This window comes from Methylobacterium sp. 10, assembly GCF_000519085.1.
In the GTDB taxonomy this organism is placed as follows: Bacteria; Pseudomonadota; Alphaproteobacteria; order Rhizobiales; family Beijerinckiaceae; genus Methylobacterium.
This window is the reverse complement of record NZ_KI912577.1, coordinates 2085214-2105297: the sequence shown is the minus strand read 5'-3', so window position 1 is coordinate 2105297 and position 20084 is coordinate 2085214. Positions and strand designations below refer to the sequence as shown.

Annotated in this window: 20 protein-coding genes and 1 tRNA gene; 11 read left to right on the top strand and 10 right to left on the bottom strand. The window is 67.3% G+C overall.

Annotated features, from left to right (window positions below; genetic code table 11):
• The first annotated feature begins 85 nt into the window (after window positions 1-85).
• Both tsaA and K368_RS0109680 read left to right on the top strand, forming a co-directional pair.
• The gene (tsaA, locus tag K368_RS0109685; protein ID WP_027172223.1) at window positions 86-607 is read left to right on the top strand and encodes a tRNA (N6-threonylcarbamoyladenosine(37)-N6)-methyltransferase TrmO; all 522 of its coding nucleotides are present in this window, start codon (window positions 86-88) and stop codon (window positions 605-607) included.
• Entirely contained in the window at window positions 604-1299 is a 696-nt protein-coding gene (locus tag K368_RS0109680) for a GDSL-type esterase/lipase family protein (RefSeq protein ID WP_027172222.1), read from the top strand. Before tsaA ends, K368_RS0109680 begins: the two co-directional genes overlap by 4 nt.
• On the opposite strand, the gene K368_RS0109675 is transcribed toward K368_RS0109680, so the two are convergent.
• From K368_RS0109675 to K368_RS0109665, 3 genes are all read right to left on the bottom strand, one after another.
• The gene (locus K368_RS0109675; protein WP_027172221.1) at window positions 1300-4398 is read right to left on the bottom strand and encodes an efflux RND transporter permease subunit; all 3099 of its coding nucleotides are present in this window, start codon (window positions 4396-4398) and stop codon (window positions 1300-1302) included.
• Between the two features lie 62 nt (window positions 4399-4460).
• Complete coding sequence (locus K368_RS0109670; protein ID WP_027172220.1) at window positions 4461-5546, bottom strand: efflux RND transporter periplasmic adaptor subunit; 1086 nt, start codon at window positions 5544-5546, stop codon at window positions 4461-4463.
• Window positions 5543-6628 (bottom strand): efflux RND transporter periplasmic adaptor subunit, encoded by a 1086-nt coding sequence (locus K368_RS0109665; protein ID WP_036266870.1) that lies wholly within the window; start codon window positions 6626-6628, stop codon window positions 5543-5545. Before K368_RS0109665 ends, K368_RS0109670 begins: the two co-directional genes overlap by 4 nt.
• 135 nt (window positions 6629-6763) lie before the next feature.
• Here K368_RS0109665 and K368_RS0109660 point away from each other — a divergent pair, with 135 nt between their 5' ends.
• The gene (locus tag K368_RS0109660) at window positions 6764-7357 is read left to right on the top strand and encodes a TetR/AcrR family transcriptional regulator (RefSeq protein WP_027172218.1); all 594 of its coding nucleotides are present in this window, start codon (window positions 6764-6766) and stop codon (window positions 7355-7357) included.
• A gap of 6 nt (window positions 7358-7363) precedes the next feature.
• Here K368_RS0109660 and K368_RS0109655 read toward each other — a convergent pair whose 3' ends face one another.
• Window positions 7364-8263, bottom strand: a complete 900-nt coding sequence (locus tag K368_RS0109655; RefSeq protein ID WP_197031002.1) for a histone deacetylase — start codon at window positions 8261-8263, stop codon at window positions 7364-7366.
• Between the two features lie 195 nt (window positions 8264-8458).
• On the opposite strand from K368_RS0109655, the gene K368_RS0109650 reads away from it, so the two are divergent.
• The 3 genes from K368_RS0109650 (at window position 8459) to K368_RS0109640 (ending at window position 11838) form a co-directional block, all read left to right on the top strand.
• Complete coding sequence (locus K368_RS0109650; protein ID WP_027172216.1) at window positions 8459-9619, top strand: ceramide glucosyltransferase; 1161 nt, start codon at window positions 8459-8461, stop codon at window positions 9617-9619.
• A gap of 97 nt (window positions 9620-9716) precedes the next feature.
• Window positions 9717-11093 carry an ethanolamine permease gene (eat, locus tag K368_RS0109645; RefSeq protein ID WP_027172215.1) on the top strand — a complete coding sequence of 459 codons (1377 nt, stop codon included), beginning with the start codon at window positions 9717-9719 and terminating at the stop codon, window positions 11091-11093.
• A gap of 46 nt (window positions 11094-11139) precedes the next feature.
• The gene (locus tag K368_RS0109640; RefSeq protein WP_027172214.1) at window positions 11140-11838 is read left to right on the top strand and encodes a glutamine amidotransferase; all 699 of its coding nucleotides are present in this window, start codon (window positions 11140-11142) and stop codon (window positions 11836-11838) included.
• A gap of 43 nt (window positions 11839-11881) precedes the next feature.
• Here K368_RS0109640 and K368_RS0109635 read toward each other — a convergent pair.
• A tRNA-Leu gene (locus tag K368_RS0109635) sits at window positions 11882-11968 on the bottom strand.
• Window positions 11969-12124: 156 nt separating this feature from the next.
• On the opposite strand from K368_RS0109635, the gene K368_RS0109630 reads away from it, so the two are divergent.
• The gene (locus K368_RS0109630) at window positions 12125-12706 is read left to right on the top strand and encodes a YqaA family protein (RefSeq protein ID WP_027172213.1); all 582 of its coding nucleotides are present in this window, start codon (window positions 12125-12127) and stop codon (window positions 12704-12706) included.
• Window positions 12703-13194, top strand: a complete 492-nt coding sequence (locus K368_RS0109625; protein WP_036266148.1) for a disulfide bond formation protein B — start codon at window positions 12703-12705, stop codon at window positions 13192-13194. The genes K368_RS0109630 and K368_RS0109625 overlap by 4 nt, the downstream gene beginning before the upstream one ends.
• Window positions 13195-13212: 18 nt before the next feature.
• Here the strand turns inward: K368_RS0109625 and K368_RS0109620 are convergent, their stop codons facing one another.
• The 4 genes from K368_RS0109620 to K368_RS0109605 all read right to left on the bottom strand — a co-directional run bounded on the left by K368_RS0109620 (window position 13213) and on the right by K368_RS0109605 (window position 15324).
• Window positions 13213-13698: a DUF1178 family protein gene (locus tag K368_RS0109620; protein WP_027172211.1), complete on the bottom strand. Its 486-nt coding sequence runs from the start codon at window positions 13696-13698 to the stop codon at window positions 13213-13215.
• Window positions 13699-13723: 25 nt separating this feature from the next.
• The gene (locus K368_RS0109615; RefSeq protein ID WP_027172210.1) at window positions 13724-14599 is read right to left on the bottom strand and encodes a carbon-nitrogen hydrolase family protein; all 876 of its coding nucleotides are present in this window, start codon (window positions 14597-14599) and stop codon (window positions 13724-13726) included.
• Window positions 14596-14868: a glutaredoxin 3 gene (gene grxC, locus K368_RS0109610; RefSeq protein WP_027172209.1), complete on the bottom strand. Its 273-nt coding sequence runs from the start codon at window positions 14866-14868 to the stop codon at window positions 14596-14598. Before grxC ends, K368_RS0109615 begins: the two co-directional genes overlap by 4 nt.
• Window positions 14869-14967: 99 nt before the next feature.
• On the bottom strand, window positions 14968-15324 hold the full coding sequence (locus tag K368_RS0109605) for a response regulator (protein WP_003603128.1): 357 nt from the start codon (window positions 15322-15324) through the stop codon (window positions 14968-14970).
• A 208-nt stretch (window positions 15325-15532) separates the two neighbouring features.
• Here K368_RS0109605 and K368_RS0109600 point away from each other — a divergent pair, with 208 nt between their 5' ends.
• Window positions 15533-16441 (top strand): N-formylglutamate amidohydrolase, encoded by a 909-nt coding sequence (locus K368_RS0109600; RefSeq protein WP_027172208.1) that lies wholly within the window; start codon window positions 15533-15535, stop codon window positions 16439-16441.
• 308 nt (window positions 16442-16749) lie between these two features.
• On the opposite strand, the gene galU is transcribed toward K368_RS0109600, so the two are convergent.
• Window positions 16750-17616 (bottom strand): UTP--glucose-1-phosphate uridylyltransferase GalU, encoded by an 867-nt coding sequence (gene galU / locus K368_RS0109595; protein WP_027172207.1) that lies wholly within the window; start codon window positions 17614-17616, stop codon window positions 16750-16752.
• Window positions 17617-17804: 188 nt separating this feature from the next.
• Here galU and galE point away from each other — a divergent pair, with 188 nt between their 5' ends.
• Together galE and K368_RS0109585 are read left to right on the top strand one after the other, a co-directional pair.
• Complete coding sequence (gene galE / locus K368_RS0109590) at window positions 17805-18797, top strand: UDP-glucose 4-epimerase GalE (protein ID WP_027172206.1); 993 nt, start codon at window positions 17805-17807, stop codon at window positions 18795-18797.
• The gene (locus tag K368_RS0109585) at window positions 18794-20020 is read left to right on the top strand and encodes a lytic murein transglycosylase (protein WP_027172205.1); all 1227 of its coding nucleotides are present in this window, start codon (window positions 18794-18796) and stop codon (window positions 20018-20020) included. The genes galE and K368_RS0109585 overlap by 4 nt, the downstream gene beginning before the upstream one ends.
• The last annotated feature ends 64 nt before the right edge of the window (window positions 20021-20084 follow it).

Genomic DNA, 20084 nt, shown 5'->3' with positions numbered 1-20084 from the left:
CGCACGGGGACGAGTTGTCCGACATGCTCGCTTCGAACGGCTCGGGGCTCCTCCGAGCACCGCCTCTCCAAATCCGATGCGTCTGATGAGCGACCCGATCGATCGGCGGCCCGGCGAAGAGACCGTCACGCTGCCCAAGGCCCACGATGCCGGGCTCTATTTCATCGGCCGTGTCCGGACCCCGTGGATGAGCAGGGCCGAATGCCCGAAGAACGGGCTTCAGACCGATGCCGTCTGCACCCTGGAGGTGGATGCCACCTTCGCCTCGGGATTGCAGAACGTGGAGGGGGCGAGCCACCTCATCGTGCTGTACTGGATGGACAGGGCGGCCCGGGACATCGTGCGCCAGAGGCCGCGGCATGCGGAGGGCAGCCGGGGCACGTTCTCCCTGCGCTCGCCGGCGCGCCCCAATCCCATCGCGCTCTCGGTGGTGGAACTCCTCGGCATCGACGGGGCGACCGTGAGCGTCCGGGGGCTCGACTGCCTCGACGGCACGCCGCTCCTCGACATCAAGCCCTATTACGCCACCACGGATTCGCGGCCGGAGGCCACGATCGACAGGGCCGGCACGGCGACGGCCTCGGACGGACCGGGATCTGCCCGATGAGAACCCTGCGCCTCGCCATTGCCGGACTGGCCGTCCTCGGTGTCGGCTTTGCCGTCGGATGGGTCGAGAAACCTCAGCGTCTCAACGCCCGGCTCTATGCCACGGACAGGCTGCCGTCGGTCCAGGCGCATCTCGACGATGCGCCGGAGGGCTACATCTTCCTCGCCGGCGATTCGCAGGCCGAGCTCCAGAGCCCGGCCCAGCGGGTCTGCGGCGCAGAGATCGTGAATGGCGGCATCAGCGGCGCCTCGGCCTCCGTCTATGCCGATCTCGTGCCGAAGCTGTCGGTGAAGACCCGCGCCCGCGCGGTGGTGGTCTTCATCGGGACCAACGACCTGCAGCGGAAGAAGGAGCCGCTGTCCGACAAGACGGCACAGGGTTTCGACGACGCGGTGGAGCGGATCGTGAAGCGGCTCCAGGCCGGCAGCGACCGTGTCGTGGTCGCCGCCATTCCGCCCATCTCCCGTTCGGTCGAGAAGCGCCTCGAACCTGCGGCCGTGGCGGCCTATTCGGCCAGGATCGAGGCCCTGTGTCGGCGCCTCTCCTGCCGTTACGCTGACCCCTTCGCGGATCTGCGCGATGGCGACACCGGGTTCGCCCAGCCCGGCGCCCTGCGCGACGATCTGCACATCACGGATTACCGCCGCGTCATGCGGGCCCTGGAGCCCGCCCTCTGCGCGGCGACGCCCTGATCACGCCTCGGCGTGACGGTGCGGCGCCGGCGTCGGCGATTCGCCACCGTCCGGGCGGTCCCCCTTCGGCGCCTTGATGCGGTACCAGCCGACATAGAGGGCGGGCAGGAAGAACAGGGTGAGGAAGGTCGCGGCGATGATGCCACCGATCATGGCGTAGGCCATCGGTCCCCAGAACACCTCCCGCGCGATGGGAATGAGGGCGAGGCTCGCCGCCCCGGCGGTGAGCAGGATCGGCCGCATCCGGTGGCAGGTCGCCTCCACCACCGCGTCCCAGGGCGCGTAGCCCTCGCGGTCGTACTCGTCGATCTGCATCACCAGGATCACCGAGTTGCGGATGATGATGCCGATGAGCGCCAGTACGCCTAGGATGGCGACGAAGCCCAGAGGCTTGCCGAAGGGCAGCAGGATCGCCACCACGCCGATGAGGCCGAGCGGCGCCACGCTCGCCACCAGGAACAGCTTCTGGAAGCTCTGGAGCTGGATCATCAGGAACATCGCCATGGCGAGCAGCATCACCGGCGCCACCGCCGCGATGGGTCCGCTGCCCTTGGCGCTCTCCTCCACCGCACCGCCGACGGCGAGGGTGTAGCCGTCCGGCAGGGTCTTCTCGAACGCCTTGATGGCCGGATCCAGAGCGTTGACGATGGTCGGCGCCTGGGTGTCGTCGACGATCGCCGCCCGCACCGTGATGGTGGGCAGGCGGTCGCGGCGCCAGACGATGGGCTGTTCGAGTTCGTAGCTCACCGTGGCGAAGGCCAGCAACGGCACGACGCTGCCGTTCGACAGCGGCACCTGCAGGCTCTGCAGCGTCTCGACGGAGTTGCGTTCCGCCGCCTGCGCACGGCCGACCACATCCACGAGGTAGATCGAATCGCGCACCTGCGTGATCGAGCGGCCGCCGACGATGCCGTTGAGCAGCCCGGCGATGTCCTCCGAGGTGACGCCGAGTTGGCGCGCCTTGTCCTGGATGATGTCGACCTTCAGCACCTTGCCCGGCTCGTTCCAGTCGAGATTCGGCAGGCCGACATTCGGGCTCGAGGCGACGATGTTGCTGAGCTGGAGCGCGAGGCCGCGCACCTTCTGGAGATCGGGGCCGCTCAGCCGGTACTGGATCGGACGCCCCACCGGGGGGCCGAGGTCGAGAGAGTGGACGAAGACGTCGGTTCCGACGAAGTCCCTGGCCGCCAGGGCCTCGAATTTCTGGATCATCTTGTCGCGGGCCTCGAGCGACGAGGTCACCACGATGATCTGGCCGAAGAACGCGTTGCCGAGCTGCTGGTCGAGGGGAAGGTAGAAGCGCACCGCGCCCTGCCCGACATAGGAGCTCCAGCGCAGGATCTCGGGATCGCCCTTCAGGGTGGCTTCGAACCGATCCATCTGCGCCTTGGTCTCGGCGATGCTGGCATTCTGCGGCAGCGTCATGTCCACGAGGATTTCGGGACGGTCGGAGGCCGGGAAGAATTGCTGCTGCACGAACTGGATGCCGTAGAGCGACAGGCCGAGGAGGCCGACGCAGAAGGCCACGGTGATCCAGCGGAAGCGCATGGCCGGAAGCAGCATCGCGCGGAAGCTGCGGAGCAGGAAGCTCGGTTTGTCGTGATGCTTCTTGATCGTCTTCGGCAGCAGCTTCACGCCGATGAGCGGCGCGAACAGCACCGCCACGACCCACGAAATCAGCAGAGAAGCCGCGATGACCACGAACAGGCTGTAGGTGTATTCGCCCGCCGCCGAGCCATTGAAGCCGATGGGCAGGAAACCCGCCACGGTGACCAACGTGCCGGTGAGCATCGGGAAGGCGGTGGAGGTATAGGCGAAGGTCGCCGCCTTCTTCAGGGTGTCGCCCACCTCCAGCCGCGCGACCATCATCTCCACGGTGATCATGGCGTCGTCGACGAGGAGTCCCAGCGAGATGATGAGGGCGCCCAGCGAGATGCGCTGCAGCGTGACGCCCATCACCTGCATCACCACGAAGACCACGGCGAGGACGAGGGGGATCGAGAAAGAGACCACGAGCCCCGCCCGCCAGCCGAGGCTGATGAAGCTGACACCGAGGACGATGACGACGGCCTCGATCAGGGCCTTGGTGAAGCCGCCCACGGCCTCTTCGACGATCTTCGGCTGATCCGAGACCAGATGGATGCCGACACCGTAGGGCAGCTCGCCTTCGAGCTTCTTCATCCGCGCCTTGAGGTCGTGGCCGAAGGTCAGCAGGTTGCCGGAGGGCTGCATGGCGATGGCGAGGCCGATCGCCGGCTGGCCGTTGAACCGGAACAGGGCGGTGGGTGGATCGGTGAAACCGCGGGAGATCTCGGCCACGTCGGACAGGCGGAAGAAGCGGTCGTTCACCCGCAGGTTGATGGTCCTGAGGCTGTCTTCGGAAATGAACTGACCGCCGACCCGCACGGAGACGCGCTCGGGGCCGGCCTGGATCACGCCGGAGGGGGCAATGGCGTTCTGCGCCTGCAGGGTCGCGATGACGGCGGCCTGGTCGACGCCGAGTCCGGCCAGCTTGCGGGTGGAGAAATCGAGGTAGATGACCTCGTCCTGCGCGCCGAGGAGCTGCATCTTGCCGGCATTGTTGACCTTCTTCAGGTCGGCCCGCACCCGCTCCACGTAGTCGCGGAGCTGGCGCATCGAGACACCATCGGCGGTGAACGCGTAGACGTTGCCGAAGACGTCGCCGAACTCGTCGTTGAAGAACGGCCCCTGAATGCCCTGCGGGAAGGTGCTGCCGATATCGCCGATGCGCTTGCGCACCTGATAGAAGATGCCTGGAATCGTCTTCGGCGGGGTCGTCTCGCGCAGCTGGACGAAGACCGTGGTCTGGCCGGGCGTGGTGTAGCTGCGGCTGAAATCGACGGCGTCGATCTGCTGCAATTCCTTCTCGATCCGCTCGGTGACCTGATCGAGGGTGTCGCTGATCGTGGCGCCGGGCCAGCGCGCCTGCACGATCATGGTCTTGATGGCGAAGGGCGGATCCTCCTCGCGGCCGAGCTTCTCGTAGGCGAGGAAGCCCGCCACCATCGAGATCAGCATCAGGAACCAGACGAAGGAGCGGTGCTCGAGCGCCCATTCGGACAGGTTGAAGTTCTTCACGGGCGGCTCTCGCGTGAGACTGTTCGGATCGGCGCGGCTCTAAGGTGCGCGCGGGGCGGCAGCTATTGCGGCTTGTCGGCGAGGCGGACGCGCTGGCCTTCGCTGAGACTGAGTGCGCCGGCAAGCACGACGCGCTCCCCCGGCTTCAGGCCCTCGGTGATGGAGACACGCTCGCCATTCCTGTCCGCCACGGTGACGTCGCGGCGGGCCACGGCATCCCCGGCCTCGTTCACGATCCAGACGGCGCTTCGGCCGTCGGCCTCGAAGACCGCCGTCGCCGGCAACTGGAACCGCGGTTTCATGTGGCGCGAGAGCCCGACGGTGATGGTGGAGCCGAGGCGGAACGCCTCCGGCGGGTTGAGCAGGGTCATCCGGATCCGCCGGGTGCGGGTCTTCTGATCGGCGAAGGGCGAGATCTCGCGGACTTTGCCCGTGGCCGTCACGTCGGGCGCGCTCTGGAGCGCCACGGTGAAGACCGCGTCCTTGGGCATGGCGCCCACGAGATCCTCGGGGATGTCGACCACGGCCTCGCGTTCCTCGGGCCGGGCCAGGGTCGCCACCGCCTGTCCGGCGGAGAGAACCTGCCCGACTTCCGCGCTGCGGACGGTGACCACGCCGTCGAAATCCGCATGCAGCTCGGTATAGCCCATCTGGTCGCGGGCCTTCTGCAGGTTCGCCTGGGCCTGGGCGAGACGTGCCTGGGCCGTGTCGCGGCTCGCCACGGCGCTGTCGAGGCGCGCCTGGCTGACATTGCCGTTGGCGATCAGCCGCCGCTGCCGCAGCTCGGTGGCGCTGGCATTCTCCGACTGCGCCGTCGCATCGGCGAGTTCCGCCTCGGCGCGGGTGAGGGCGAAGCGGGTGACGATGGGGTCGAGGGCGGCGATGCGCTGGCCCTTCTTCACCACGTCGCCCACCGTCACGTCGCGGGCGATCACCCGGCCCGCGATCTGGAACCCGATCTCCGATTGGTAGCGGGGGGCCACGAACCCGGCAAAGGGCCCGAACACGATCGTGTCGACGGGCTTGGCCTCCGTATAGAGCACGGGCCGCACGGGCTGCGGGCCGGCCTCCTCCTCCGCGCCGTGGCAGGCACCGAGGCCGGTGAGGGCCGCCCCCATCAGGACGACGCGGATGCCGGAGCGGATCATCGGGCGATCTCCCCGGCGACGGCGACGGTCTGGCCCGGCCGGAGGAACTGGATGCCGGCGACGACCACCTCCTCGCCCGGCTCGACACCGCCGGACAGGGCGATGGTGTTGGGCGAATACCGGTCGATGGTCACGTTGCGCGGGGCGACCTTGCCGCTGGCCGGATCGCGCACCCACACGGCGGGTCCGTTCTCCCAGCGGTACAGCGAGGACCAGGGCAGGACGATCGCCGTCTGCGGCCTGAACTTGCCGGTGCCGATGACGATGGCCCCGAGGGACATGGCGGCGGGCGTGTCCTTCAGGCCGACCTTCACCCGCACGGTGCCGGAGGCGGCGTCCACGCTCGGCGAGATCTCCCGCACAGTGCCGACGGTCCGCACCTTCGGGTCCGCCTGGAGGGTGATGTCCACCTGCTTGCTCTCGGGCGGAGTCGCCAGCACCGCCTCGAACACGTTGAACACCGCGTCGCGCGGCCCGTCCTCGGCCATGGTGAGGACGGTCTGTCCGGCCTGGACCACCTGGCCCACCTCGAAGCTGCGGCTGAGCACGATGCCGTCGACGCCCGCCTTCAGGTCGGTATAGGAGAACTGTTCCTGGGCCGTGCCCAGGGCCGCCTTGGCGGATTCCACCGACGCCTGGGTCGTGCGGAGTTGCTGCTCGGCATCGTCATAGCTCGGCCGCGTTGTGTATCCGCTGGAGAGCAGCATCTCCTGGCGCTTGAAGTTGACCTTGGCCTGGGTGAGCAGCGCCTCGGCGGAGGTCAACGCGGCCTGCGCGTTGTTGAGGTTGGCGCGCTGCTCCTGCGGATCGAGCTTGGCCAGAACTTGATCGGCAGTGACGTGATCGCCCACCTCCACCAGGCGCACGGCGATCTTGCCGTTGTTGCGGAAGGCCACGTTCACCTGAGACTGGGCCTGGATGTCGCCCGTGAAGACGAGATCGGCCGATACGGTGCTGCGCTCGGCCTTCGCCGTGCGGACCGTGGCGAGGCTCTGCTTAGAGGGAGTCGGGCCGGGTTGGCCGGCATCGTCCTTCGCCTGCGCCGGGAGGCAGGCCAGGGCCGCGAAGCCGAGGCAAACCACCATCCGGGCGCCTCGGTACCGTCGAATGGACATGGTCGGACCAGACACTATGACCCCATCCCGCAAACGCTCTATCGAAGCGCCTGTCTATCGGTTATCTTACCGACCGTCCAGACGGTTTCTAGAGGGGATGACATGGTGAAGCCGCGCACACGGCGGGAGGACCGGGCGAGCATCATCCTCGATGCGGCCGAGAGCCTGATCCGTCGCGCGGGCACGCGCACCCTGACGATCGATGCGGTCGCGGCGGAGGCGGGCTTGAGCAAGGGCGGGGTCCTCCACCATTTCTCCTCGAAGGAAACGCTCATCACGGCCATGGCCGAGCGCAAACTCAGAGAGGTCAAGGAGGGCATTGCCAGACTCGAAGCGGAGCAGGTGCCGGGTCCTTCGGCCCTCCCTCTCGCGCTGATCGCCCATGCGAGGCAGGTCTATGCGGAGGAAGAGGGGTTCCCGCGGGCCTTCCTCCTGGCCTCGGCGGAGAATCCCGAGGCATTCGCCGGGTTCAACGCGTTCCTCCGCGAACGCCTCGCCGGCCTCGAGAAGATCGAGACCTGTCCGGGGATCGGCGCGGCACTGGTGTTCTCGACGCTGGGGTTGCTGATCACCCGGACGCTGGGCTTCCATTCCATGGAGGGCGCGCAGCTCGAACGGCTCTTCGACGGCCTCGAAAAGGTGGCGCGATGCGTGACCGAGGGCGAGATCCCGCCGGATGCGTGCGGGACGCCCTGAGCGGCTTCACGCGAGGGCGGCCATGGCCTGGAACACGAGGGCATGGCGGGCGGCCAGGGCGTCGATATCGGTGGCATAGCCGCCGCCGATCACCGCTACGAGGGGGATGCGCCGCCGGCGCGCCTCTCCGATGACGTAGCGATCCCGTGCGGCGAGGCCCGCATCGGTGAGGGCCAATCGCCCGAGCCGGTCGTCCATGTGCGGATCGACCCCGGCATTGTAGAACACGATGTCCGGCGAAAGGCCGTCGAGCAGGCCCGGCAGATGTGCCGCCAGAACGGCCGCGTAGGCCGCATCGTCCACGTCATCGACCAAGCCGAGATCCAGGTCGCCGGGGATCTTGCGCGTCGGGTAGTTCTTCTCGGCATGGATCGAGAAGGTGAACAGATCCGGCGAACCGGCGAGGCAATCGGCGGTGCCGTCGCCCTGGTGCACGTCGCAATCCACCACCAGCGCCCTGCGGATCGTGCCCTCGTCCTGAAGCGCCAGGGCGGCGACGGCGACGTCGTTGAACACGCAGAACCCCGCGCCGGTCTCCCGCCGCGCATGGTGGCTGCCGCCGGCGGCGCTGCCGGCGAGGCCATGGTCCAGCGCCAGCCGGGCCGCCGCGAGGGTGCCGCCGGCGGAGGCACAGGAGCGGGCGACGACGCTCTCGTCCACCGGCAGGCCGATCTCGCGCTCGATCTCCCGCGAGACCGAGCAGGAGAGGACCGCCTCGACGTAATCCGAGCGGTGCGCCCGCTTCAGGAGGGCCGCATCGGCGGGCTCCGGCCTGACGAAACCGGAGGGCGCGAGGCCGAGCTCCGCCAGCGTTTCGGCAAGGCGACCGTATTTCCGCATCGGGAACCGGTGCCCGTCCGGCAGGACGGCCTGATAGGCGGGATGGACGACGATGGGCGGGATCATGCCGGATCGAACCGGCCGGGCTCGACCGCAGTTCCGCGAACGGCCACGGGTCTCGTCTCGCTCACGCCCAGCCTTCCCTCCGACGGGCGGCCGATGGGAGCCGCGCCTCTGTCATACGCCTGAAACAGCCTACCTGTTACGGCCTCGGGCGGGGGCTGGTTCCGTCAGGCGGCGGATGCCCGGAGGGAGCGCGGCATGTTCGGCAGCATCGAGACCGGCGCGATCGTCGCGCTCTCGCTCTGTGCCGCGCTGACCTTGGTCAATTGTCTCAGCATCGCCATCGCAGCATGGCGCATCGGCCGGACTCGCGGCACAACGAGCTTTCCTGCCGCCGCGCCGATCTCCCTCGTGCGCCCGGTCTGCGGTCTCGAGGCGTTCAGCGAGGAGATGCTGGAGCGCGGCTTCCATCTCGCCCATCCGGATTACGAGCTGATCTTCTGCGTCGCCGACGGCCGCGATCCCATCGTCCCGCTGCTGCACCGCCTGATGGCGTCCCATCCGGCGGTGCCGGCTCGGCTCATCGTCGGCGACGAGCGGATCAGCGACAATCCGAAGCTCAATAATTGCGTGCGCGGGTGGGAGGCGGCCCGGCACGACTGGGTGGTGCTCGCCGATTCCAACGTCCTCATGCCCCCCGATTACCTGCAGCGGCTGCAGGCCTCGTGGCGGCCGGATACGGGCCTCGTCTGCTCCACCCCCATCGGCGCACGGCCGCACGGGTTCTTCGCCGAACTGGAATGCGCCTTCCTGAATACGCTCCAGGCGCGCTGGCAATATACCGGCGAAAGCCTCGGCCTCGGCTTCGCGCAGGGCAAGAGCATGCTCTGGCACAAGCCGTTCCTCGACGGGCAGGGCGGCATCCGCGCGCTCGCCGCCGAGATCGCCGAGGATGCGGCGGCGACCAAGCTCGTCCGCGCGGCCGGCAAGCGGGTGCATCTCGTAGCCTCTCCCTTCGACCAGCCCCTTGGATCTCGGACGTTCCGCGAGGTCTGGTCGCGGCAGGTGCGGTGGGCGCGCCTGCGCCGGGTCACCTTCCCGCATTTCTTCGCGCCGGAGATCGGCTCCGGCGCGGTGCTTCCCTTCGCGATCGCGGCGCTTGCGGTCCCGGACGCATCTGTCCTCATCGGCGTCGTGGCCATGGCCATGCTCTGGTACGGCGCCGAATACGCGCTCGCCGCCCGCGCCGGGTGGCACCGCTCTCCCCGGCTCCTTCTCGCCTTCCTCCTGCGCGACGCGATCCTCCCCGTCATGTGGGTGAGCGCCTGGATGCAGAGCGCCATCGTCTGGCGCGGCAACGCCATGGACATCCGCCCCAAGGAGACGCCCCGCCTGCGCACCCGCGCCACGGCGGCGTGAGGCCGAATAGAGGCTACGCAGGGCCTATTTCTCTTACGGCAAAACTCTTGCTTAACTGGTTCCCGACGGCAGCCTTCGCCGATGACGGGAAGCCACCATGCAAAGCGAATCCACCGGCCTGCATAAGGGCCTGAACGCGTTCCATCTCTGGGGTATCGCCGTCGGCCTCGTGATCTCGGGCGAATATTTCGGCTGGAGCTACGGCTGGGCCAGCGCCGGGACCCTCGGCTTCCTGGTGACGACGACCTTCATCGCCGCGATGTACGTCGCCTTCATCTTCAGTTTCACCGAACTCACCACGGCCATCCCGCAGGCCGGCGGCCCCTTCGCCTACAGCCGACGCGCCTTCGGCCCCATCGGCGGCTGCATCGCCGGCTATGCGACGCTGATCGAGTTCGTCTTCGCGCCGCCCGCCATCGCGCTCGCCATCGGCGCCTATCTCAACGTCCAGTTTCCGGGCCTCGACCCGAAACATGCGGCGCTCGGTGCCTACCTGATCTTCATGACCCTCAACATCGTCGGCGTGCAGATCGCCGCCACGTTCGAGCTGTTCGTGACCATCCTGGCGGTGGGCGAGTTGCTGGTCTTCATGGGCGTCGTCGCCCCTGCCTTCAGCTTCACCAATTTCGCCGCCCATGGCTGGGCCGGCGAATCCACATTCAGCCTCGCTGCGGTCGGCGGCATGTTCGCGGCCATTCCCTTCGCCATCTGGTTCTTCCTCGCCATCGAGGGCGTCGCCATGGCGGCGGAAGAGGCCAAGGACCCCAAGCGCACGATCCCCATCGCCTACATCACCGGCGTACTGACGCTCACCGTCCTCGCCTTCGGCGTGATGATCTTCGCCGGCGGTTCGGGTGACTGGCGGACGCTGAGCAACCTCAACGACCCGCTGCCCCAGGCGATGAAGACGGTGGTGGGCGAGTCGAGCGGCTGGCTGCACATGCTGGTGTGGCTGGGCCTGTTCGGCCTCGTAGCGTCGTTCCACGGCATCATCATGGGCTATTCGCGCCAGATCTTCGCCCTCGGCCGCGCCGGCTACCTGCCCGGCTTCCTCGCCAGGGTGCATCCGCGCTTCCAGACCCCGCACGTGGCCACCGTCGCCGGCGGCCTCGTGGGCATCGCGGCCATCTACAGCGACAACCTCATCGAGATCGCGGGCCAGTCCCTCACCGCGAGCATCGTCACCATGGCGGTGTTCGGCGCGCTGGTGATGTACGGCATGAGCATGGCGGCCCTGTTCAAGCTGCGCCGCAGCGAGCCCGACCTCGCCCGTCCCTACCGGGCGCCGTTCTTTCCGGTCGCACCCGCCTTCGCCCTGGCCATGGCCGGCATCTGCTTCATCGCCCTGGTCATCTTCAATCCGATGATCTTCGCGATCTTCCTCGCCGTCATGGTGATCGCGGTCTCCGCCTCGCATGTCCTGGCGAAGCCCGCAGCGGCTACTCCCGCCGCGACGCTCGATCCGGCCATCTGAGGGGCTGGGGCTCGCATCGATCCGCAGTCTTGGCCATAAGGCGGCGATGAAGATTGGAATCATCGAAGCGGGGGCACCGCCCGCTCGCCTGGCCGAGACCTACCCGTCCTACGGGCGCATGGTGGAGAGACTCCTCGGCAACCCTGCCGAGGTGACGACCTTTCCGGTGGCGGAGGGGCGGTTTCCGACCTCTCCCGAGGCTTTCGACGCGTTCATCGTGACGGGGTCGGCGGCGGGCGTCTATGACGACCTGGCGTGGATCGCGCCACTCAAGAATTTCTTGCGTGAGGTCGATGGGCGCGCCAAGCTCGTCGGCCTCTGCTTCGGCCATCAGATCATGGCGGCAGCGTTCGGCGGCACGGTGGAGAAATCGGCCAGGGGCTGGGGCATCGGCCTCCACGCCTATGATGTGTTCGAACGAGCGGCATGGATGGACGAGGCGACCCGTGTGTCGGTTCCGGCGATCCACCAGGATCAGGTCGTCGTTCCCCCTTCGGGCGCGCGTGTTCTCGGCGGCAATGCCTTCACGCCCTACGGCATCCTGTCCTACCCCGAACGAGGGGCGATCTCGTTCCAGGTCCATCCGGAATTCGAGAGCGATTACGCCACGGCTCTGATCGCCGGGCACCGGCCGACGGTGCCTCACGACGAGGCGTTTCAGGCGGCAGCTGTCGCCTCGCTGCGCGGTGAGAGCGATGCTCCCCGCGTCGGCGCCTGGATCCGCCGCTTCCTGCAATCGAGATAGGGACCGCCCAGGGCTGGCTCACAGCCTGAGTTGCCGGGACGATTGGTGCGGGCGGTCGGAATCGAACCGACACTCTGTCACCAGAACCGGATTTTGAGTCCGGCGCGTCTACCAGTTCCACCACGCCCGCAACATCCGCCTCATGGCACAGGATCACGCGGACGACCAGAGGGGTTTTGCGGCGAGACCGTGCCGGGACGGTTCCGGCTCGCAAGTCCGGCTCGCAAGTCCGGCCGGGTTGTGCTCAAAGGGCCTCGCGCCCTCCCCTATCGGATAGAAGCCCTTCATGATCCGCCGCCTTTACGAGTGGATACTCGCGCTCGCGGGCAAGCCGTCCGCCCCCTACGCGCTCGGTGCGGTGGCGTTCTCGGAGAGTTCGTTCTTTCCGGTCCCGCCCGACGTGATGCTGGTGCCGATGGCAGTGAGCCGGCCCGACAAGGTCTGGCTCTACGCGACGATCACCACCCTGTCGTCGGTGGCCGGCGGGCTGCTCGGCTACGCGATCGGCGCCCTGCTCTACGATTCCCTCGGGGTCTGGTTGTTCTCACTCTATGGCCTGAACGAGAAGGCGGCGAGCTTCCAGGCCTCCTACGCCCAGTACGGGCATTGGGTGATCCTGCTGAAGGGGCTGACGCCGATCCCGTTCAAGCTGGTGACGATCACTTCGGGCTTCGCCCATTACGATCTCTTCTGGTTCGTCCTGCTCTCGCTCATCACCCGCGGAGCGCGCTTCTTTCTGCTCGCTGGGCTTCTGAAGCGCTACGGCGTATCCATTCGCGCCGTCCTCGACCGGCATCTGAATGTCGTCGCGGCCATCACGGTGGCCGTCATCATCCTCGGCTTCGTCCTGTTCAAGGTGCTGCTGTGATCGATTACTCCACCCTTCTCCGTCTTCGCCGGGCCGCGCTGGCGGTCCTGATCGGCTCCACACTGGCGATCGCGGGCGCTTTCTATTTCCAGTGGGTCCTCGGCTACGTGCCGTGCAAGCTCTGCCTGACGGAGCGCCTGCCCTATTACGCGGCGATGCCGCTGGCCCTGCTGGCCCTGTTCACGCCCGAGCGCGTGACGCGGCTGATCCTCGGGGTCGCCGCCCTCGGGCTGCTCTATGGAGCCGGCCTCAGCGTCTATCACGCAGGCGCCGAATGGGCGTTCTGGGCCGGTCCCTCGGATTGCGGCGGCGGCAGCGGCGCCAATCCCAGCGACGTCGGCGACTTCCTCGATACCCTGAAGGCGACGCGGGTCGTCGATTGCTCCACCGCCGCCTGGCGCTTCCTCGGCATCTCGCTGGCCGGCTGGAATGCGGCCATCGCCTTCGTCCTGGCCTCCATCGCCGGTACGGCCGCCCTCAAGCGGTGAGGGGAATACGGCGATCTCTCAGTTGAGGTCGCCCGGCAGGGCGGGGAGCGGCGCGACCTCGATCCCCTCCTCCACGAGGGCGCGTGCCTCGGAGGGGCTCGCTTCGCCGTAGATCGGCCGGGACTCGGCCTCGCCGTAGTGCATGCGGCGGGCTTCCTCCGGGAAGCGGGGGCCGACATTGTCGGCCGTCCGGGTCACATGCTCGCGCACGGCACGCATCAGGGCACGCAACTGTCGCTCCGGCTCGGCCATCACCGGCACGTCCGCCGAAGGTACGGCAACGGGCTCACCCGCAGACGCTTCGGCGATCGAGCGGCTCTTGTCCGGCACCCATGCGACGGTCTTCGCGAGCGCCGGCGCCATCATGGCCTTTGCGACCTTGATGGAGCCACAGGCCAGACAGGCCACGAGGCCGTCCGCGGCCTGAGCGTCATAGGAATCGCTGGAACGAAACCATCCTTCGAAATCGTGTCCGTTCTCGCAGACGAGCGTGTAGCGGATCATCGGCGGGACCGGACCAGTCTCATGCTCATCCCGTCCGCCCGACCCGTTCCACCGTGAAGGGGCGCGCGTGTTTGAGGGCGGGAATACGCCCCCGCGCCTCGGTGACGCGGGCGAGGTCGATCTCGGCCAGGATCACGCCGGGCTCCGCCCCGCCGGCATCCGCCAGCACCTTGCCCCAGGGATCGACGATGATCGAGTGACCGTAGGTCTCGCGTCCATCCTCATGGCGACCGCCTTGGGCGGCCGAGATCATGAACGATCCGGTCTCGATGGCGCGGGCGCGGTGGAGGACATGCCAATGTGCTTCGCCGGTCTGCTTGGTGAAACAGGCCGGCGCGCTGAGGATCGTCGCCCCGGCTTCCGCGAGAGCCCGGTACAGGGCCGGGAAACGCAGATCGTAGCAGATCGCGATCCCGAGGGGGGCCCAGGGCGTCTCGGCGACGACCGCGCAGGCACCGCCGGTATAGGTGTTGGATTCCCGCCAGCGCTCGCCGTTGGGAAGGTCCACGTCATAGAGGTGGAGCTTGTCGTAAGACGCGGTGACCGCGCCGTCCGCATCGATGAGGAAGGCGCGGTTGGCGATCTTGTCGCCGTTCCGGACGGCCAGGGAGCCGATATGGACGACGATGCCGCGCTCCCGCGCGACATCGCGCAGGGCCGCCAGGGTCACATCCTCGTCCTGCCCGCGCACATTGGCGAACAGGCTGGCTTTGTCACGCTCCACCAGGGACGTCATCTCCGGTGTCTGTACGTAGTGTGCCCCCTGGGACGCCGCCTCCCGAACGAGGGCGACGGCGGCATCGCGGTTGGCGAGGGGATCACGCCCGGACCGCATCTGGACGCAGGCCGCGACGAAGCGGGGCTCGGCATTCGCCTGGGGTGTCGGCGTAGCGTCGCTCATGATGGCACCGCCGGCGTCGCCAGGAGCGGATCGAGCTTGCCCGACCGGTCGAGGGCGTAGAGGTCGTCGCAGCCGCCCACATGCGTCTCGCCGATGAAGATCTGCGGTACGCTGGTCCGGCCGCCGGCACGCTGGGTCATGGCGAGGCGTGAGCCCGGCGTCTTTTCGACGTCGATCTCGGTAAAGGAAACGCCCTTCTCCCGCAGCAAGGTCTTGGCGGCGGTGCAGTAAGGGCACCAGGCTGTCGTGTAGATGGTCACCGGAGGCATGGTTTGCTGACGTCCCGCTTCGCTCCCCTCAGCATATAGGGGAACGGCGGTCACCTTCCTACCGTGAAGGCGTTATCCTGCCGAGAAGCGGAACTCGTTTCAGGCGGCCAGCAGCTTCTCGACCTCGTTGACGAGATCACGCAGGTGGAAAGGCTTGGACAGCACCTTCGCGTCCTTGGGCGCCTTCGAATCGGGATTGAGGGCCACCGCCGCGAAACCCGTGATGAACATCACCTTGATGTCGGGATCGAGTTCGGTGGCGCGGCGCGCCAGCTCGATCCCATCCATCTCCGGCATCACGATATCGGTGAGGAGCAGTTCGAAGGGCTCCTCGCGCAGGCGGTTATAGGCCGACAGGCCGTTGTCGAACGACAGCACGTCATAGCCGGCATTCTGCAACGCCTTGGCCAGAAAGCGGCGCATGTCGTTGTCGTCTTCGGCCAGGAGGATCTTCATCTGTCGGTGTCCCGCACCCATGAGTCGCTGAGTTCTTTTCATAAAGCGCAGACTTGGTAAACAAGGTGTTGAGATCTGTGGCCGGGCCGCGTGCACGGGGGCACACCCTTCGCTTCACGACGGGTCGTGTCACAGTGGACACGCCCCGTCGCGCGCCGCAAAGTGTGGCCATGCGTTTCCCCGTCAGCCCCTGGGCGCCCTCGCCGCGATGACCGAGCCGAACCCTCGCCGGGATGCAGCGAATCCAGGAGATTTCGCGCCACCCTTCGCCATCGACGAGCCGGGGGAGCATACGCTTCCGTTCGTGTTCAACACGCCTCATTCCGGGGCGGTCTACCCGAAGACCTTCCTGGCGGCGTCGCGCCTCGACCCGCTGGCGCTTCGTCGTTCAGAAGACGCCTATGTCGACCGGCTGTTCGCACCGGTGGTGGATCTCGGCGCGCCGCTCATGCGCGCAAACTTCCCGCGGGCCTATCTCGACGTGAACCGCGAGCCCTACGAGCTCGACCCGCGCATGTTCGACGGGCGCCTTCCGCCCTTCGCCAACACCCGGTCCATGCGGGTGGCCGGAGGCCTCGGCACGGTGCCGAGGGTGGTGGCAGACGGTCAGGAGATCTACCGCGGCCGGTTTCCCGTCGAGGAGGCGGTCGCGCGGATCGAGGATCTCTACAAGCCGTACCATCGCACCCTGCGCGGTCTCGTCCAGCGCACGGCACGCGTCTTCGGCCACGCCATCCTGATCGATTGCCACTCGATGCCGTCATCGAGCCTGCTGCGCGAGGAGGATAGCAAGGCCGATTTCGTCCTGGGCGACAGGTTCGGAACGAGCTGCACGCCGGCCCTGATCGCGGCGTTCGAACATCACTTGCGCGCGCGCGGCTTCCGCACCCTGCGCAACAAGCCTTATGCGGGCGGCTTCATCACCGAACATTACGGCGAGCCGAATATCGGCCGTCACGCGCTCCAGATCGAAATCAATCGCGGTCTCTACATGAACGAGACCACCCTCGCGGTCACGCAGGGCTTCGCCGATCTGGTCTGGATGCTGCGCGAGGTGGTGAAGGCGGTCGCGGAGGAGATGGACAGCCTCGCGCCGCGCAGGATGGCGGCGGAATAGGCTAGCGCTTACAGACTAGGCACATCCAGGGTCCGAGCGCGTCTCAATCGCTGCGCCGAAGCCGTCCCTACCGAAAAACGGATCGCCCAAGAAAAAAGGCCGCTCCGAAGAGCGGCCCGAAGTCTAGGGAGGAAACGCCCAAGAAGGGCTACGGGACCGCGACGCCATCGCGATCTCGCAATGCACAAAGTAAAGTGCGCCGCACAAAACGCAAGAGTGTTTCGCCGCCGAAAGGCCGCGCGCTGCGCATGCCCCGCCCGCGTCTGATGCACCATACGGCGCAGCTTTGAGGTCTCCGCCGTTTTGGCTCACAGTTCGTTGAGCAGACGGGCGATTTCGGCCTTCAGCGGCTCGGCCAGATCCTTGCGCTCGAGCGCGTAGGCGATGTTCGCGGTGAGGAAGCCGAGCTTCGAGCCGGTATCGTAGGTCCGGCCCTCGTAGCGCATGCCGAAGAAGGATTGCTTCTCGGCCAGGCGGATCATTGCGTCGGTGAGCTGGATTTCGCCGCCGGCACCCTTCTCGCCATGCTCGAGGATCGAGAAGATCTCCGGCTGGAGGATGTAGCGCCCGGAGATGATGAAGTTCGACGGCGCGGTGCCCTGTTTGGGCTTCTCGATCATGCCGTTGATCTCGAAGGTCTGCCCATAGGTCTCGCCGACGCCGACGATGCCGTACTGGTGCGTCTCTTCCGGTTTCACCTCTTCCACGGCGATGACGTTGCCGCCATGGCGCTCGTAGGCCGAGAGCATCTGCTGCATGCAGCCCTTGCTCAGCATATCCGGGAGCAGCACCGCGAAGGGCTCGTCGCCGACGATCTCGCGGGCGCACCACACCGCATGGCCGAGACCGAGAGGAGCCTGCTGGCGGGTGAAGCTCGTCTGCCCGGCGGCCGGGAGATCACGCTTCAGCTCCTCGTAAATCGCGTCCTTGCCGCGCTCCTGCAGCATCCGGTCGAGTTCGAAGGCGATGTCGAAGTGATCCTCGATCACGGCCTTGCCGCGGCCGGTCACGAAGATGAAATGCTCGATCCCGGCCTCGCGCGCCTCGTCCACCACATGCTGGACGACGGGCCGGTCGACCACGGTGAGCATTTCCTTTGGGACGGCCTTGGTGGCGGGCAGGAAGCGGGTACCCAACCCTGCGACAGGCAGGACGGCTTTACGAATCGGTTTCATCAAGCGGGACCCGGTCTCTTAAAATGCGGTGGGAACAACCCGGAGGCGAAGGACGATAGCACGTTGTCGCGATGGCGCGAGCAAGAACAAAACCATTTCCACGCCCAACTCAGCACAACTCGCCATATGATCACGCGGTGCGTTTGAGGTATATCTTCCGCCAAGTTCGCGGGGATGGAAGTGGGGCCATGACGATTCTGGTGACGGGCGGCGCAGGATATATTGGCAGCCACATGGTGCTGGCACTGCTGGATGCCGGCCACGAAGACGTCGTCGTCATCGATGATCTGTCCACCGGTTTCGACTGGGTGCTTCCCCCCGAGGTTACCCTGGTCGTGGGCGACGTGGCGGATCAGGCCCTGGTGAAGCGGGTGATCGCCGAGCACGAGGTCGACGTACTGGCGCATTTCGCCGCCAAGATCGTGGTGCCGGAATCCGTCTCGGACCCGCTCGGCTACTATCTCGCGAACACGGTCAAGACCAGGGCGCTCATCGAGGCCGCCGTCGCCGGAGGGGTGAAGCACGTCATCTTCTCCTCCACCGCCGCCATCTACGGCGAGCCCGACATCGTCCCGGTCCCCGAGGATCTCGTCGCCGCGCCGATCAACCCCTACGGCCGCTCGAAACTGATGAGCGAGTGGATGATCGCCGACGCGGCCAAGGCCCACGGCTTCAGCTACGTCATCCTGCGCTACTTCAACGTCGCCGGGGCCGATCCGCGCGGGCGCAGCGGCCAATCCGCAAGCGACGCCACCCACCTCATCAAGGTGGCCACGCAGGCGGCACTCGGCCGGCGCACCCATCTCGACGTGTTCGGCACGGATTATCCCACCCCCGACGGCTCGTGCCTGCGCGACTACATCCAGGTTTCCGACCTCGCCGATGCCCATTGCGTGGCGATCGCGCATTTGCGCTCGGGCGGCGCCAGCAAGACGCTCAATTGCGGCTACGGTCGCGGCTATTCGGTCCTCGAAGTGATCGAGGTGGTCAAGCGTATCTCGGGCCGCGACTTCGAGGTGAGGCTGGCGCCGCGCCGGCCCGGCGACCCGGCGCAGATCGTGGCGCAGGCGGACCGGATCCGCGACGAATTGGGATGGCGCCCGCGCCATGACGACCTCGACGGGATCGTGGCCCAGGCCCTAGCCTGGGAAGAGGCCTTGGCCCGGCGCAACCGTTTATGAGAGTGCTCATTCGCGCCGCCATCGCAACCTGCATTCTGCTGGCGACCGAGGCCGGGGCACAGGATGCCGTCCGCCCCTCCACGGCCGCGAAGCCGGACATGGCGGCCGACGCGTCGTTCCGCAGCTTCATCGATGCCCTGCGGCCCGATGCGGAGGCGCGTGGGATCGGCGTCGCGACCTTCGACGCTGCGTTCCGCGGGATATCCTCACCCGATCCGGGCATCCTCGCCCGAACGACGGCGCAGGGTGAGTTCGGACGCCCGGTCTGGGAGTATCTGGTCGGCGCGGTGTCGATCGGGCGGATCGCCAAAGGGCGATCCCAGGCGGCGCGTCTCTCCAGCACCCTGACGGCGATCGAGGCGCGCACGGGCGTGCCTCGCTGGATCATCCTCGCCTTCTGGGGCGTCGAGTCGGATTTCGGGGCGAGCGGCGGAACCGTCCCGACCATCCGCGCTCTGGCGACCCTGGCGCAGGCGCGCTTTCGCGGTACGCTGTTTCGCAACGAACTCCTCGATGCCCTGACCATCCTTCAGCGCGGCGACATCGCCCCCGAGGCGATGAAGGGATCCTGGGCTGGCGCCATGGGCCAGACCCAGTTCCTTCCGTCGACCTTCCTCAAACACGCCGTCGATTTCGACGGGGATGGCCACCGCGACATCTGGCGCTCCGAAGCCGATGCCCTGGCCTCCATCGCCTCCTATCTTCAATCGCTCGGCTGGAATCGGGATCTGTCATGGGGCTACGCCGTGACGCTGCCCGGCGGGTTCGACCTGACCCGATACCGGGCCGACCTGTCCGACTTCACGAAGCGCGGCGTCCGCAGGATCGATGGCGGTACCCTGCCGGCATCGGGCGCAGCGAGCCTGTTCCTGCCCGGGGGATCGGGTGGGCCGATCTTCCTGATCACCGACAATTTCGAGGTGGTCCGGGCTTACAACACCTCGGATTCCTACGCGCTCGCGGTCGGTCACCTCGCCGATCGCCTTGCCGGCGGACCCGCCTTGGCGGCGCCCTGGCCGACCGGTGCGCCCCGCCTCGACAAGGCGGGCCTTCAGGCGCTGCAGAAGGGCCTCGCCGCCCGCGACCTCTATGCGGGCGACGCCGACGGCCGGGCCGGACCGAAGCTGCGGGAGGCGGTCCGCCAGTATCAGATCAGGGAAGGTCTCGTGGCCGACGGCTATGCCACGCCGAACCTTCTGGAATACTTGACGGCGCGTCCATGATGTTCCGCCCCGTAAGGCACACTTAGACGCGGGCCGGATCGTCGGCTAGGATGGAGAGATCTCG

What these genes read in the sequence shown, in the direction of transcription:
- K368_RS0109670 (WP_027172220.1), bottom strand. Translation starts at nt 5,546, where the DNA reads ATGATCCGCTCCGGCATCCGCGTCGTCCTGATGGGGGCGGCCCTCACC.
- tsaA (WP_027172223.1), top strand. Translation starts at nt 86, where the DNA reads ATGAGCGACCCGATCGATCGGCGGCCCGGCGAAGAGACCGTCACGCTG.
- K368_RS0109620 (WP_027172211.1), bottom strand. Translation starts at nt 13,698, where the DNA reads ATGATCCGCTACACGCTCGTCTGCGAGAACGGACACGATTTCGAAGGA.
- galU (WP_027172207.1), bottom strand. Translation starts at nt 17,616, where the DNA reads ATGAAACCGATTCGTAAAGCCGTCCTGCCTGTCGCAGGGTTGGGTACC.
- K368_RS0109585 (WP_027172205.1), top strand. Translation starts at nt 18,794, where the DNA reads ATGAGAGTGCTCATTCGCGCCGCCATCGCAACCTGCATTCTGCTGGCG.
- galE (WP_027172206.1), top strand. Translation starts at nt 17,805, where the DNA reads ATGACGATTCTGGTGACGGGCGGCGCAGGATATATTGGCAGCCACATG.
- K368_RS0109680 (WP_027172222.1), top strand. Translation starts at nt 604, where the DNA reads ATGAGAACCCTGCGCCTCGCCATTGCCGGACTGGCCGTCCTCGGTGTC.
- K368_RS0109615 (WP_027172210.1), bottom strand. Translation starts at nt 14,599, where the DNA reads ATGAGCGACGCTACGCCGACACCCCAGGCGAATGCCGAGCCCCGCTTC.
- K368_RS0109600 (WP_027172208.1), top strand. Translation starts at nt 15,533, where the DNA reads ATGACCGAGCCGAACCCTCGCCGGGATGCAGCGAATCCAGGAGATTTC.
- K368_RS0109640 (WP_027172214.1), top strand. Translation starts at nt 11,140, where the DNA reads ATGAAGATTGGAATCATCGAAGCGGGGGCACCGCCCGCTCGCCTGGCC.
- K368_RS0109655 (WP_197031002.1), bottom strand. Translation starts at nt 8,263, where the DNA reads ATGATCCCGCCCATCGTCGTCCATCCCGCCTATCAGGCCGTCCTGCCG.
- grxC (WP_027172209.1), bottom strand. Translation starts at nt 14,868, where the DNA reads ATGCCTCCGGTGACCATCTACACGACAGCCTGGTGCCCTTACTGCACC.
- K368_RS0109660 (WP_027172218.1), top strand. Translation starts at nt 6,764, where the DNA reads ATGGTGAAGCCGCGCACACGGCGGGAGGACCGGGCGAGCATCATCCTC.
- K368_RS0109630 (WP_027172213.1), top strand. Translation starts at nt 12,125, where the DNA reads ATGATCCGCCGCCTTTACGAGTGGATACTCGCGCTCGCGGGCAAGCCG.
- K368_RS0109650 (WP_027172216.1), top strand. Translation starts at nt 8,459, where the DNA reads ATGTTCGGCAGCATCGAGACCGGCGCGATCGTCGCGCTCTCGCTCTGT.
- K368_RS0109605 (WP_003603128.1), bottom strand. Translation starts at nt 15,324, where the DNA reads ATGAAGATCCTCCTGGCCGAAGACGACAACGACATGCGCCGCTTTCTG.
- eat (WP_027172215.1), top strand. Translation starts at nt 9,717, where the DNA reads ATGCAAAGCGAATCCACCGGCCTGCATAAGGGCCTGAACGCGTTCCAT.